At 42.8% G+C, this 14,968-nt stretch carries 12 protein-coding genes and 1 pseudogene; 6 read left to right on the forward strand and 7 right to left on the reverse strand.

The genetic code is table 11. The annotated features are described in order from the left end of the window. Positions 1-105 precede the first annotated feature (105 nt). Together TW81_RS06615 and TW81_RS19015 are read right to left on the reverse strand one after the other, a co-directional pair. Positions 106-1,596: a DUF1254 domain-containing protein gene (locus TW81_RS06615; RefSeq protein WP_052706164.1), complete on the reverse strand. Its 1,491-nt coding sequence runs from the start codon at positions 1,594-1,596 to the stop codon at positions 106-108. Between the two features lie 111 nt (positions 1,597-1,707). Next, positions 1,708-1,851: pseudogene (locus TW81_RS19015) on the reverse strand (IS5/IS1182 family transposase); the annotation flags it as partial. Between the two features lie 294 nt (positions 1,852-2,145). On the opposite strand from TW81_RS19015, the gene TW81_RS06620 reads away from it, so the two are divergent. Beyond that, positions 2,146-2,484, forward strand: a complete 339-nt coding sequence (locus TW81_RS06620) for a hypothetical protein (protein WP_045954912.1) — start codon at positions 2,146-2,148, stop codon at positions 2,482-2,484. 86 nt (positions 2,485-2,570) lie between these two features. Here the strand turns inward: TW81_RS06620 and TW81_RS06625 are convergent, their stop codons facing one another. Further along, entirely contained in the window at positions 2,571-3,764 is a 1,194-nt protein-coding gene (locus TW81_RS06625) for an acetate/propionate family kinase (RefSeq protein ID WP_045954913.1), read from the reverse strand. A 900-nt stretch (positions 3,765-4,664) separates the two neighbouring features. Between TW81_RS06625 and TW81_RS06630 the strand changes: the two genes are divergently transcribed. Continuing rightward, positions 4,665-5,711 (forward strand): porin, encoded by a 1,047-nt coding sequence (locus tag TW81_RS06630; protein WP_045954959.1) that lies wholly within the window; start codon positions 4,665-4,667, stop codon positions 5,709-5,711. Positions 5,712-5,850: 139 nt separating this feature from the next. Continuing rightward, the gene (cueR, locus tag TW81_RS06635) at positions 5,851-6,246 is read left to right on the forward strand and encodes a Cu(I)-responsive transcriptional regulator (RefSeq protein WP_045954914.1); all 396 of its coding nucleotides are present in this window, start codon (positions 5,851-5,853) and stop codon (positions 6,244-6,246) included. Between the two features lie 116 nt (positions 6,247-6,362). Here the strand turns inward: cueR and TW81_RS06640 are convergent, their stop codons facing one another. Further along, a complete protein-coding gene (locus tag TW81_RS06640; RefSeq protein ID WP_045954915.1) occupies positions 6,363-6,785 on the reverse strand; it encodes an RNA-binding S4 domain-containing protein in 423 nt (140 codons plus the stop codon). 108 nt (positions 6,786-6,893) lie between these two features. Here TW81_RS06640 and TW81_RS06645 point away from each other — a divergent pair, with 108 nt between their 5' ends. The 3 genes from TW81_RS06645 to TW81_RS06655 all read left to right on the forward strand — a co-directional run bounded on the left by TW81_RS06645 (position 6,894) and on the right by TW81_RS06655 (position 11,178). Beyond that, entirely contained in the window at positions 6,894-7,685 is a 792-nt protein-coding gene (locus TW81_RS06645; protein WP_045954960.1) for a substrate-binding periplasmic protein, read from the forward strand. Between the two features lie 333 nt (positions 7,686-8,018). Then, on the forward strand, positions 8,019-9,794 hold the full coding sequence (locus tag TW81_RS06650) for an EAL domain-containing protein (protein ID WP_045954916.1): 1,776 nt from the start codon (positions 8,019-8,021) through the stop codon (positions 9,792-9,794). Between the two features lie 241 nt (positions 9,795-10,035). After that, a complete protein-coding gene (locus tag TW81_RS06655) occupies positions 10,036-11,178 on the forward strand; it encodes an insulinase family protein (RefSeq protein WP_045954917.1) in 1,143 nt (380 codons plus the stop codon). Between the two features lie 59 nt (positions 11,179-11,237). Here TW81_RS06655 and yejF read toward each other — a convergent pair whose 3' ends face one another. From yejF to TW81_RS06670, 3 genes are read right to left on the reverse strand one after another with little or no spacing between them, the layout of a single operon-like run. Continuing rightward, positions 11,238-12,830: a microcin C ABC transporter ATP-binding protein YejF gene (gene yejF, locus TW81_RS06660; RefSeq protein WP_045954918.1), complete on the reverse strand. Its 1,593-nt coding sequence runs from the start codon at positions 12,828-12,830 to the stop codon at positions 11,238-11,240. Between the two features lie 3 nt (positions 12,831-12,833). Beyond that, positions 12,834-13,874: an ABC transporter permease gene (locus TW81_RS06665; RefSeq protein WP_045954919.1), complete on the reverse strand. Its 1,041-nt coding sequence runs from the start codon at positions 13,872-13,874 to the stop codon at positions 12,834-12,836. Continuing rightward, positions 13,874-14,962: a microcin C ABC transporter permease YejB gene (locus tag TW81_RS06670; RefSeq protein ID WP_045954920.1), complete on the reverse strand. Its 1,089-nt coding sequence runs from the start codon at positions 14,960-14,962 to the stop codon at positions 13,874-13,876. The genes TW81_RS06665 and TW81_RS06670 overlap by 1 nt, the downstream gene beginning before the upstream one ends. Between the last annotated feature and the right edge of the window lie 6 nt (positions 14,963-14,968).

A 14,968-nucleotide genomic window follows, 5' to 3' on the forward strand; every position in this document is an offset into this window, starting at 1 on the left:
ATCCTTCAGTATTGGTAATAGTAGGATTGTGTTGTGAGTAATTAACAATACTTGTGCCACTAAAGTGTAGCACAAGCGTAAATCACAAATTTGTTCAAAAAATAATTAATCAATTTTCTCAAAGTCAGGAAGCTTAAACGACTTGTCGAAGAAAGGTTCTGTTGGCGCATATAAGCGGAAATAAATAAACCAGCCGTCATCGCCAATGGTTTTAAGGTAGTTACTTTCTTTTCCTTTTGGTGCTTTGGCACCAATGTATAAGTCAACTGAGCCATCATCATTGTATTGCAGTTGCGGACTACGGCTACCTAAAGTGCCATCTTTTAACTCAGTGCCACCATTATCGTATGGACGGCGAGTATTTTCGCTATACAAAGTGACAGACCAGAACTGTTTAACAGGCACATCTTTTGGTACGTGTAATTTATAAGTTTTATCAGCGCGCAGTAACTCACCATTACTATCACGTTTGGTTGTCATATAGACTTGACCTAGACCAGGAGTCGGCGTAACCATTCCCTCTGATGATGTAACTGCTTCATAAAACCATACCGCTCGTTCATCTAACTGAATCTTTTTATCTGTGATTTGTGGTACATCAAAATCGAAACTTTTATACCATTGCGTAGAAGGCCAATATACTTCGGCAAAGCGCGGATTGGTTTGTAAATTACGTAACATGAGTTCACCCATTGCAGCCCCTTGTTTTAGGATTTTTGCCTGACGCTCTGTTGGGTTGAATTTGACACCTTTGGCAATACCAAGCGGCTCTAACATGGCTGCCATGCCCTTGTCTTGCTCACGGGTTGGTTCTTCTTGATAGATTTGGCTCATTAACTGCCAGTATTCTAAACCACGAGGAGCCGTTCCTGACCACTCTTTGTCTACATTTTTAATAAAGCGAACTGATTTCGCAGGCTTGCCAACGCGATAAACTTGCATTTCTTTTTCAATTTTCTTTTCAAATTCGGCAGAAGAGTCAATTAAGCGAAGACCAATAAAGATGTTATTGGTTTGTGATTGAAAAATGTAATCGGCTTTTCCTTTGTAGTCATTAATATTTTCTTCTGGTCCCACGATGATATAGCTACCGCCTTGACCTTTATCTGGCCCAGTTTGGCCAATATCGGCAACCGGTTTTTGCCACAAATCTAAGAACATACCAGCAATTGCTCCCGCTGGTACGTTTACTTTTACAGCACCGTCTTTAAGGGTTAAGAAATTAATAACGTATGGTGTTGTTAGGTTGGCCGTTACAATGCCGCGTTTTTCTTTTAATGATTTGTATACAACAAAATCGCCTAAATGAGAGGCATTAAATGTTTTTGCTTGCGCGACTTGCCATTGTTTAAACGAAACTGCCGGTGTTGACCAAATGTAGGCTTGTGATGCACGTTGAAAGTCTAATGCATCTAATAAAGTGTTTTGACCTTGGGTGATAAAATTGTCATTTATAGTGACATCGCCATACGGTGTGGTGATATGTTCATCACCGGTTAGTGACGCTTTGTCTAATGTAATTTCTTTTGCAAGCAGCAATGAAGATGCAAAAAGGCCACCAATACAAATAGCCAAAGGAAGTTTACGGATGTTCATGAGTTACTCCTAATATGAAATACGTGCAAACACAAATCAAGTCTGACATTTCAAACTGGCTTTGTTGCTTAATTCAGAGATAAGACATGCCTGTCCCATCGTGTTTGATTCTTAAACGATATACTGAATTTCTGGCATACCGAACCCTGTAAGTTTATTCAGCGCTTTGATCATAGCGTAAGTCTCGTCAACTTGAGCGTTGTAGTTTCTCAGGCTTAATTTCCCACTTAACAACTGTTTCACTCGATACATTGCTAGGATTAAAGTTACTCTCAATAGGCCATAATGTCTCATCAGAATGGACTGAAAACCACTAGTATCGTCACCACTTTTATCATTACCAAAACATTAAGCCAATTTAGTCAAAGAGTGCGTCATCGAAATGTTATGGAGTATTACTCTAACGCGGTTTGGGGCATTTCCGTGTTTCGATCTTGCCTAAATAACATACGGAAGTGGCACAGAACTGCCATCTCTAGCAAGCAAATGCCTACTAAGTTCTCCCCTAGTAGTGATAACATATCCGGATAAGTACTACTGAGAAACTCTATGTTTATCCATCATGTAAACGGCATTGACTGGCTGGTGATTACCGCCTTTGAAGAACTGAAACCTCTATTTATTGAAGAAGCCGGATCTATTCCCGCTTGCTTCTCTATCGCCAACGAATTGAGCCTTATTGAGCAAGCCAAGCGCAGTTACGGATATTTGCCTAAACTGAGCGGTGTCATCACTGATACTGGCACATTTCAAAGCCAAGATAACGAAGAAGATTTGAACCCACAGCTTGCCTGCATAGTTGAGGGACGTGGTCGAGTGTTTATCTATCACGGTGGTTTTGTCGCGTTTGTGAATGACGAGCAAACCTATATAACCCGAATGAATTGAAAATTATTCAGTTAGTTGAACGTGGCGAAAAAGAACCAAAAAAGCGAGCATAACGCTCGCTTTTAACTGTCTGTTTTTACGTTAAATTACAGCAACTCGACCGATTGTTGGGCGATCACGAATTCTTCATTAGTTGGAATTACCATCGCAACTGCGCCAAGTAGTCCCGACTTAGCGATAATGCCTGCTTTACCAAAGCGAGCCGCTTGATTTCCTGCCTCGTCTTCAACAAAGCCTAGCAGTTTCAGATTATTTAGGATCTCACGGCGGATATCGAGTGAGTTCTCGCCAATACCACCAGTGAAGATCACTGCGTCGAGGTGACTTAGTGGGATCATGTACGAACCAATGTACTTCGCAACTCGATAAGTAAATACTTCGAATGCTAGCTTAGCACCCTCGTGTCCTTCTGCCATTGCTTCAAGAATGCCGCGCGCGTCAGAAGTAAGCCCGGAAACACCCAAAAAGCCTGATTTCTTATTCAAGGTTTCAAAAACTTTCTCTGTTGACCAACCTTTCTTAATTAGGAATTCAATCACACCAGGATCTAAGTCTCCAGAGCGCGTCCCCATCATTAGGCCAGCAAGAGGCGTAAAGCCCATTGAAGTATCAACTGACTTACCGTTTTCTATCGCACAAACTGACGCGCCATTACCTAAGTGAACAGAGATGAAGTTAGATTCATCAATTGATTTGTTGAGCATCTTGGCGGCTTCGCGACTCACATAATAGTGGCTAGTGCCGTGGAAACCGTATCGGCGGATACCATATTCTTTATACAGCTCATTTGAGATAGCACCCGTAAATGCCTTTTGTGGCATGGTTTGGTGGAAAGCCGTATCAAAAACTGCAAACTGAGGAAGTCTTGGAAAGGCTTGCATCGCTGCTTCAATGCCTTTTGCGCCTGCTGGGTTGTGGAGCGGAGCCAGATCAGACAGACTTTCAATTTCAGCTAATACTTCGTCATCAATACGAACTGTCGACGTGAATTTTTCCCCGCCATGTACGATACGGTGACCCACAGCAACTAGATCTTTAGTGAAACCAAGCGTATCCATTAACGAAACGATTCGATTGATAGCGTACTGATGATGATTGTCCGGCGCGTCAACTGCCTCTTCCGTTTTCTCACCCTCATATTTCCAGCTGATCACCGCTTCTGGTAAACCAAAGCATTCGCCTAGACCGCTGACTAAAGCCTCACCTGACTTAGAGTCAATTACAGCAAACTTTAACGAAGAGCTACCAGAGTTGATGACTAGCACAAACGAGTTCGACATGGATGTATTCCTGTTTCAGAGCGTAAAATTGAAGCACAAAGCTTCTGTATTTGTTATTAAAGTCATTATTCAATATTTTTTTAATAATTCAACTTTATTTAGCATCACTCAACAAATCAAACAAACTTTTGTTGATCCATCGCAAATGTGGATTTTTTTCGTACAAAAAAATTAATAGCCGGTCATTTATCAGCCTAATAAATAGCGCATATTTCAACCGACTGAGCTATTTATTAGCCCAGCATTATCAACGAATGGGCAATAAATAGTCACCCTACTCTTTCGCCTTTATATTGCTAGATTTGTAAACACAGAATGGTTGGGAGTCGCTAAGATACAATCAAAAGGGTTGGAAAGCGCGTGATGCATTCGGTAACGAAATGACCTAGGTCCAAGAATAAGGCTAATCCGAACGTCACTTTATTCGAAAATTAACGCCTGCTTTTATACCCATCACCAAGGAGCTCTTTTATGTGCCCTTAGTTAAATACCTCCATCTATGGCTTTGCTGACAAATTCACAGCACCCTTGTGCTGAAAGTACCTGACAAAACCAATGTAAATAGATTTATACACTCACTTAAGCGTTGATATACGACCCACGTAACCGATTCCTAAGCACGTACTTAAAGCACAGTTGCACACCAACAATTCAATCTAATCCTAGGCATAAATTCAGCCAACAAATATCAACCAATTAGACAAAATAAAAAAAAACTAAATTCAAGCCAAACAGAAAACATCAAATCATTGATACATAAACAAATTAACCCGGTTTTATTATTTTATTTTGTTTTATTCCAAATGTTGGAACTTTCAATTTACAGTCTCTTCATCGACTTAGTACGAGCCCCTAATGCCCGACCCGTTGGGCAAACAAACCAATAATATGGACTTTACAATGAAAAAAACGATTTTAGCTGTTGCTATCGCTTCTGTTTCTGCTTCTTCTGTTGCTGTTGAGCTATACAACAATGACGGCACTACATTTTCTATGGGCGGTCACGTTTCTGTAAACGTAAACGGCTCTGAGCAGGGCGATACAGATGTTGGTTCTAACTCTCCACGCATCAACTTCACTGCTACACAAGACCTAGGTAACGGCGTTGTTGTAGATGCTCGCGGCGAATGGGCTATCAACTACCTAGACGGTGGTGATGACACATTTACGACTCGTCTAGGTTATGTTGGCCTTACTCATGAAACAGCAGGCCGCGCGGTAATCGGTACTCAGTGGGCTCCATACTATGATGTGGCGGGCGCAACGGATATGCCCATCGCATTTGCCAACGATTTCTTATATGACAACCACGGCGCATTAGGTACTGGCCGCGCAGATAAAATGGTGTCTTACCGCAACGGTTTCGATTTTGCTTCAGCAGGTGAATTTAACTTTGGTCTAGGTTGGCAAGGTGCGAACGACAAGACGACTGAAGAAAACAGCGTCGTTTCTGGTGTTGATTACGACGACCGTCTTCAAGTTGCACTAACTTATTCGATCGCAGGTGTAACACTTGGCTACACGCACAACACTGGTGACTTCTCGGAAGGTGGGGCTAAAGATACAGCAAAATCTGATCTAGTATCTGTTGCTTACGGTTCATACGGTAAAGGTCTGTACCTAGCTGGTATTTACGCGGCTAACGAAAACATGAACGCGGGTCTACGTTCAGGCGTCACTCTTCAAGAAAGCGATGCTTACGAATTGCTAGCGGCTTACGCACTAGAAAACAGCCTAAACTTCAGCATCAACTATGAAGTTGTGGAAGGTAAAGAGTTCAAAGCATCTTCAGCAGAAGAAACTGCACGTGAAGAGATGGCGCTACAAGTTGAATACAACTTTGCACCAAACTTTGTTGGTTTCGCGGGTTACCAATTTGACCTAAATGACGCTAATGATCGCAGCACTGATGACAAGTGGACAATCGGTGGTCGATACTACCTATAAGACACTAAGCGTCTAAATTGTATATGACTGTCTAGCCCGCCTTTTAGGTGGGCTTTTTTCGTTGATAACGCTTTAACATAGCGACAATAAATAGTACAACAGATCCATGAATTCGTCAGTTCTGAAAATAGGGTAATAGATGAATATTGGTGCTGTATCCAAGCTAACAGGTTTATCGAGTAAATCTATCCGCTTATATGAAGATAAAGGATTAATCACCGCTCCATTACGTAGCGAGTCGGGCTACCGAGAATACTCTCAACAACATGTGCAACAATTGAATCTTATTTCTCGCGCTAAGAATGCAGGTTTCTCTCTTGTTGAGTGTAAAGAATTTGTCCAACTAGCGTCTAACCCCAACAGAAAAAGTAGCGAGGTAAAAGCGAAAGCAAAACAAAAGCTACTGGAAATAGAAGTAAAAATACGCGAACTCAAAGAGATAGAGAAGCAGCTAAAAAGCTGGGTATCGTCTTGCCCCGGTGATTCGGGCAGTGATTGCCCGATCATTGAAGATTTGACCAAGAAAGAGTCGTGAACAACCAAGGAACCACAATGGGGGCCGAATAGTTTTTGGCTCAAAGTGGTCAATCAATTTTTGGGAGATAACTCGGGCAAAAGCTTTTAGACAAACTTCGCCCGTTTAAGTCATTGTTAAAAAAAATCTATTGATGAGCGGCCATTACCTTTCTTTTTGCTAGGCTGCGCTTCTTCTTTATGGTTGTTATTTTGTTTCTGCGCTGACGGCTTATTTTTTTTCTTAGCTGCTGGTGTGGCTGGTTCACTGGCATTTTTAACTTTCTCTGCCGGCTCAGTGACTGGTGCATCGCACACAACGACATAATATTCTTGGTTAAATTCAAAGAAGTCACCGTCATAAAGCTTACGACGCTTGCGTGTTTCCAACTCCCCATTTACCGCTACATAGCCTTCGGCAATCAAGTGTTTCGCTTCCCCACCACCGCCGACGAGGTTAGCGATTTTAAACACCTTATATAGCTCAATCGGTTGCGAAGAGACTTCGATGCCAATCGCCTCAATTTCAATTTCATCGCCCTGTTCGTAGTCTTGGTCCATACGATACCTTGTGGTCTTTACCAACGAAAATAGGAGTTTAATCTCAATGTGCCTGTAAATAAACTAAAGTTAACAATAAGGTTAAATTCCCTGGACGGTTCATTCGTCGTGAAATGGCAAATTATTCTCCTGATATTAATAAGTTGCTCGAGTTTTGCATATCACCCACCAACGCATGTTACCGTGTATGGAGATGATGCTTACCCTCCGTACAGTTACTTGGAAAATGGAGAACAAAAAGGCATTTACCCGGAAATTCTAAGAGCGGTGTTTGCGAAGATGCCCGACTACGTTGTCACTATAACCTTGTTGCCCTGGCGGCGCGGTCTAAAAATGCTCGAAGTAGGTGAAGGTTTCGCACTTTTTCCGCCTTATTACTATTCAGATAAGCGTGCGTATATTTCGCCTTATTCAGACCCTATATTGGAGGAAGAGGTTGTTGTTTATTGCAACCCAAACAAAGTGGCTAGTCGAAAATTGAGCCAGTGGCCTGATGGGTATTTTGGTTTAACTATCGGGATAAATGAAGGCTATGCACTTGGCGGAGATGCATTTTGGGCCGCGGTGACACAAGGCGATATCTTTGTAAAAGAGGCAAAAGGGACGAAATCCAGCCTTATCAATTTGTATAAAAATCGTGTCGACTGCTATATCAATGACCGTCTATCCATACTGTGGGAAATCAAACTTCTAACAGTTCAAGGGGTATTCAAGCCTGATTGGGCGCTAACATTGGCTACATCAGTTGGGGGCGAGCATGGTTACTTAGGCTTTGGTGATGTAGCAAACGAAAAATATCCATTTAAAGAAGAGTTTATCCGACAGTTCAACCAAGCATTACACACCCTCAAGCAAGATGGCAGCATAGATGCCGTTCTCGCCAATTATCTAGAAAATTAACCTACCTCTAAACCAAACTGCCATATTTTTGCTCAAGTAATCATCGAAACTTTAGAAACAAGTCACGCATAACTGTCAGAATATCAGACATTTTTATTCAAATAGGCGGCTAAAAGTGGTGGTGTATCATCCCAATGCTTATATAGGAGCTGGTTACTTTGGTTAGTCTGTGAGCAATAGTTAATATTTTTTATGCAACTAGCAAATAATGCACTTGATATGCTAGAGATCAAAACTTAAATCCTGTATTACTAACAGAATATGCAAACATCAGTTTAAATACCGTCATTGTACGACGGAAAACCATAGAGTAATCAGGTATATATAAGCCCAATGGATCTATCAATTGACACCATAGCCCCACATCCAGAGCTAGCGTTAGTTTCAGACATCAAATCTGAGCTAGTGGAAAAGATTGGCTCGTCCGTCGTTGGCCTGACTGGTGCTGAACTTGATACCCTTATGAATAATCATTTCAGCCACATGATAGATGTTCTCAATGATGGAATATTCTACATGTCTGGCGATAAGCAAGTTTGCTTCTATAATCCAACATTCTATTCGCGCTTTGGTATTAAATCTGGTCTTAGCGAGCTTAAAACATGGACATCTCTGGTTCATCCTCAAGACCAAGCCTTGTTTGAAGACAAGGTTGACGAGCACATTGCGCAAGATAGCACTAGGGTAACAACACAATATAGAATTCGTTGCACCAACGGGCAGTACATTTGGCTCGAAGGCACAGCCGTGACCAAAACGGTGAATGGACAAAAGTTCATGATTGGCTGCCACAGAGATATTTCTGAAAGAAAACTGATGGAGTCATACGTACAACAATCTTCCCTTACCGATGGTTCTTCAGGGCTAGCTAATGAGCAGAAGTTAGCAATCGACCTAGATCGACTAAAAACTGAAGGTATTGATGCTTATCATCTCATGTATATCCAACCTGGGTTAACACGCTCATACCAAACGCTTTATGGCTCGCAGATAATGCGCAATCTACTCTCTCACTTAACCAAAGTGCTGGGCGATTTTCCTGAACGATTTGTCGATATGTATCGTATTCAATCCCATGATTTCGCCATCATTGTACGTGGAGAGTTTGATGACTTCGCACTAGAAAAGCTCGCGCATCGAATAGCCAAGGTTTATAAAGAAGCCGTACGCGCAATTGACTTTATGGTTGCCAATGAAGTGAGTATTGGTATATATCCCAACATTACTGACGAAGTAGATACAGACGAAATCGTACGCGTCGCCGCTCGAACGTGCCAATTCGCGGCGAATAAAGGCAGCACCAGCGTTCGCGTATATAGTGGAGCAACTAAAGCACAAATTGATCGCCATTTTTATATCGAACAAGAGTTGGGCAATGCCATTAGCAGTGGGAAGCTCTCAGTAAAGTTCCAACCTATCGTTTGCAGCAAGTCTGAAAGAATAGCCAGTTTTGAAAGCTTAGTTCGTTGGCGTAGTATAACCATGGGTGAAATTTATCCAGACGAATTTATCTCAGTGGCAGAAAAGAAAGGTTTGATCAGTGATTTGGGCTATTTTGTATTCGAAAAAGCCTGTCGCTTCATCAATAAATATCAGCAGAACCACACTGAATCGATCAAAGTTAATGTCAATGTGTCAGTTTTACAATTACTAAGCCCTCAGTTTCCTGACACAATAAAGAAGATGACGGATGAGCATGGCATTGAGGCGAGCTCAATAGTGTTAGAGCTGACCGAGACGATTTTGCTCGACGACAATAAGGATGCAATTTCCCAACTTTATCGACTCAAACAGTTTGGTTTTAATTTGTCACTTGATGATTTTGGTGCCGGGTATAGCTCGTTGAATAGCTTCTTCGACCTGCCTCTGTCACAGATAAAAATCGACAAATCGATTGCCTGGCGCTCACTAGAAAACCCAGTCACCTTTGAATACCTCTCTTTTATCACTAATCTTTGCAATTCTTATAGCGTAGATATTGTTATAGAAGGTATTGAAGATGCCGCAATGCAACGAGTCTTTACCGATATGGGCGCTGCGTACCTACAAGGCTATTGGTTCTCTAAACCTCTCTCCATTGCTAGTGCCAGCCACTACACCAAAATCTGAGCCGTCTTAATTCTGAGACTTATTCACGCAAATAATCAATCCATTTGACTAATGCATTTCTGTCGCTGAAAATCCACCTACTTTAAATAAGGACTTTTACCTCGCTTTCATTTTCGAATCAAGGCGGTAGCGCGTGCACTTTAGGTGACACAATCAAGGACAGATAAACGGCTGATAATATTTAATAAATACTTATTATCAAACACAGAAACGTTGGATTATTTTGTTTGTGGAGTACAAAATGTCTTATTCATTACGTCGCTTGATTGGTGCAGCGCTGTCTGTAGCACTCGTTTTCTCACCTGCATTATGTGCTTCTGCACTATCTGGATTATGGTTTGAACATACTGATATTCAGATGCCTTCGAACCTTAAAGTCGCAGAGCTAACTAATGGAGTACGTTTTATAGTACTCCCAACCACACGGAACTCGAACGAAGTTTCACTGCGTGTCCGGATTAGCCAACGCTCACAACAATATGCTGATCACTCAGCTTTAGCGCTAGATGCTGCGAATTCGACTATTCAGCAAATAAGTTGGTCAGCTGCAAGCACACCGGATCATACGATCTTCAGCCTCGACCTTGAACACGCAGATTCAAAAACAATTGAGGATAACCTGGCGATAATCCTAGAGGCGATACGCAATGGCAAAGATCGCAATGCATTCAGCCATAATTTCTACACACCAAATAATGTCACTGTTGTTGTAACTGGTGGAATCAACACAAAATCAACCATTAAACAGATTCGTCGGCTATTCTCTGATTGGGAGCAACCCCTCCCGTCGCAGGCCCAAATGCAACCAAATATCGCACTTAGCACCTACCTGCAACCTACACAGACAAGTGATACCAGCGTTTCACGAAGTACGATTCGAGCGTTGCAAGAATCTCAAGACAGTAAACAACAGCGTCGAGAACTCTTGGTTATATCTTTGGCAAACGAAGTACTTGGGCAACGTATCCAACAAGCTGTGGAGCAGCATCAGTTTCAAGCCAAAGTAGCCGTCAAGAGCGAGATTTTGTTTGACCAAGTGGTACTCTCTCAAATCCAGGTTTCCAACCTTTCTGCTGATGAAAAGTCAGCAGCAGAGAACCTAGTCAACTCAGAAATCAAACGTGCAATTGCATCCGGCTTTAGTCAATCGGAGTATGAATTGGCTGTCAGCCAATTACGCCAGCAGTTAGATAATCAAACACGTCTTAGTAGCGGCCATTATGCGGCAGAACAAGCAGATCGACTTGTCGCTGCACTAAACAAAGGCAGAGCTTATACTGCTCCGTCGTACGATTTGGATCTCGTCAACTATCATGTTGCGCATTTAAGTCAACACGACTTAGGCAAAGCGTTTGCGAGTAGCTGGTCTAATAACCAAGGGTAGTTATTGTAATTCGTGCTTTAGGTTCAACAACCAGCAGCAAATGACGCTGGTTGTTGAAATTATAGGGATGACAAGCTAACCAACTGTTTAGTATAGGGCTGCTTTGGCTCAGTAAATAAGGCTTGAGTTTCACCTTGCTCGACGATTTCACCTTGTTTCATCACGATAGTGTAATGACACAGAGAACGCACCACATTCAAGTCATGGCTGATAAATAGATAGGTAAGCTGATACTTTTCTTGCAAAGACTTGAGCAAGTCCAATACCTGCGCTTGTACGGTTCTGTCTAATGACGACGTTGGCTCATCAAGTAAGATAAACTCAGGTTTTAAGATTAATGCTCGCGCAATAGCGATACGCTGTCTTTGGCCTCCAGAGAACTCATTCGGATAGCGATAACGGCTCTCAGGATCGAGATCAACTTCAGCCATCACCTCACAAATACGTTGGTCTATTTCCTGCTCGCTTAATGTTTGATGGACTCTAAGGCCTTCACCAATAACCTGAGCAACCGACATGCGCGGATTTAACGCAGAAAATGGGTCTTGGAACACGACTTGTATTTTACTGCGATAAGGCAACATCGCCTTTCTATCCAGTCCTTGCAATTCATTGCCTTGATACGCAATCGAGCCTTCCGATTTAACCAAACGTAAAATCGCCATTCCGGTGGTCGATTTGCCTGAACCGCTTTCACCCACTAAACCGATCGAATGCCCCTTTTTGAGCTCAAAGTTCATATCGGTCACAGCTTTGATGTGTGAAACTACGCGTTTAAAGATCCCGCCGGTAATTGGGAACCAAACTCGCAATCGATTTACCTCTAGTATCGCTGACGCACTTTCACTAACGGCGACAGGACGCCCTCTTGGATCAGAGTTAATCAGTTTTTGCGTATAAGGATGAACTGGTGAATTAAACACTTGTTCACACTGGCCAGTTTCAACCAAGCTGCCATGTTGCATCACCGCGACTCTGTCAGCGATGCGTTTTACGATACTCAAATCATGGGTAATGAACAGCATCGCCATTCCCAGTTCTTGCTGTAGTTCCTTGAGTAAATCTAGGATCTGGGCCTGAACAGATACATCTAATGCCGTTGTTGGCTCATCGGCAATCAATAGCTCGGGTTCATTGATCAGTGCCATCGCAATCATGACACGCTGCCTTTCACCACCAGAGAGTTCATGTGGGTAAGAGGTGACTTTTTGCTCGGGGTTACGTATCCCCACTTTGCCTAACCACTCAATGGCTAAGTCCTCGGCTGCTCGTTGGCGTAAACCGCGATGAATAGCGAGCGTTTCTACCAATTGTTTGCCGATTTTGTGCAGCGGGTTTAGCGAGACCATCGGCTCTTGAAAAATCATTCCAATCCTTGCGCCGCGAATCCCCCTGAGTTGCCTTTCTGAACAGGCCAACATATCGATACCATCAAAGTCTATCGAGCCCGATAGATAGTGCGCTGACCCTTTAGGTAGAAGCTTTAAAATCGCATTCGCTGTTACTGATTTTCCTGAGCCACTTTCACCCACCAGCGCAAGGGTCTCACCTTTGCTGATCGACAGTGAAACGTTATGCGTTACCGCTTCGACGTCATTACTGCGACCAAAGCCAACTGATAAACCATTGATTGTAAGCACGGTTTTCGACATCGTTTATCTTCCTTGGTGATGGGGATCAAATGCGTCTCGCACCGCTTCACCAATAAAAACCAGTAGCGTCAACATGATTGATAAAACAAAGAAAGCTGAGAAGCCCAGCCAAGGTGCTTGTAGATTAGCCTTGCCCTGAGCCAATAGTTCGCCTAAAGAAGGTGAACCAACAGGCAAACCGAAACCGAGAAAGTCAAGCGAGGTTAATGTTGTCACCGAGCCGGATAGAATAAATGGCATCATAGTCAATGAAGCAACCATGGCGTTGGGCAACATATGGCGTAGCATAATTCGTCTATCAGCGACTCCCATTGCCTGAGCGGCTCTGACATAGTCGAAATTCCGACAGCGCAAAAACTCAGCCCTGACAATCCCAACTAAACTCATCCAGCTAAATGCCACCATAATGCCCAATAACCACCAAAAGTTAGGCTCAACAAAACTCGACAAGATAATCAGCAAAAATAGCGTTGGCATACCCGACCAGACTTCAATAAATCTCTGACCAAACAGGTCAATCCAGCCGCCGTAATAACCCTGTGTCGCACCGACTGCGACACCAATAACACTTGAGAGAATGGTCAACACAAAGCCAAATAACACCGAGATGCGAAAGCCATAAATCACCCGCGCGAGTACGTCCCTTCCTTTATCATCTGTACCCAGCCAGTTGACGTGATCGGGTGCGGAAGGAACAGCGCCAATAATGTCGTAATTGATCGTGCCGTAACTAAAACGAATCAAGGGCCAAATGATGTACCCCTTCTCTTCGATTAACTCAATCACGTAAGGGTCGGTATAATCAGCCTCTGTTTCAAATTCACCACCAAACTCGGTTTCGGCATATTGAGTAACAACAGGGAAATACCATTGGCTGTTGTACGATACAAGCAAAGGCTTATCATTGGAGATGACTTCAGCAAATAGGCTAACAAAAAACAGCAGACCAAATGCCCACATAGACCAATAGCCACGCTTATTGGCTTTGAATCTAAGCCAGCGCGCTTCATTTAACGGGTTATTCCTTTTTTTACTTAACACCATTAACGCGCCTCAAAATCGATTCGTGGATCGACCCAAGTGTAGGTAAGGTCGGAAATAATACTCAGGATTAGACCTAGTAATGTCATGATATAAAGTGAACTAAATACGACTGGGTAGTCACGTTGAATCGTTGACTCAAAGCCAAGTAAGCCGATGCCTTCGAGTGAAAACATCACCTCTATCAACATTGAACCGGTGAAAAAGATGCTAATAAACGCGGCTGGAAAACCTGCAATAATGATTAACATGGCGTTGCGGAACACGTGCTTGTAAAGAATATCACGCTCATCGAGTCCTTTCGCTCTTGCAGTAACCACATATTGCTTGTTGATTTCATCAAGAAACGAGTTTTTGGTCAGCATACTCAATGTCGCAAATCCACCAATAACCATGGCGAAAATCGGTAGCGCCAAGTGCCAAAAATAATCGATGATTTGTTGATACCAATTAAGCTGATCAAAGTTACTCGATACCAATCCTCTAAGAGGGAACCAGCTAAAGTAGTTACCACTGGCGAAAACAATAATGAGGATGATCGCGAACAGAAACCCAGGTATGGCGTAGCCAATAATCACCATCGCGCTAGACCAAATATCAAAACGGCTGCCGTGATGAATGGCTTTTAAAATCCCAAGTGGTATAGAGATAAGGTAGATAATTAAAGTACTCCACAGCCCTAGAGAAATTGAAACAGGCAGTCGTTCGATGATTAAATCGATCACACTTCCCCCTTTGAACAAACTGTCACCAAAATCAAACGTGATGTAATTTTTCAGCATGTCAAAGTAACGCTCGTGGAGCGGTTTATCAAAACCAAACTGCTTTTTAATCTCTTCTACAACTTCAGGGTCTAGTCCACGCGAGCCTTTATAACCGCTTGATGAGCTTTCATCCACCAATGCACTGTCGGTCGAGCTACTTCCGCCAGTAAAACGGCTCATCAAACCCGAATCTAACCCTTGCATTTGAGCAATAGCCTGCTCGACAGGCCCGCCAGGCGCAACCTGAATAATGAAGAAGTTGATCGTAATGATCGCCCATAAGGTTGGAACAACCAGCAGAAGACGCCTGAAGATGTATGCAGCCATTCGTGC

This window comes from Vibrio galatheae (assembly GCF_000967545.1).
In the GTDB taxonomy this organism is placed as follows: domain Bacteria; phylum Pseudomonadota; class Gammaproteobacteria; order Enterobacterales; family Vibrionaceae; genus Vibrio; species Vibrio galatheae.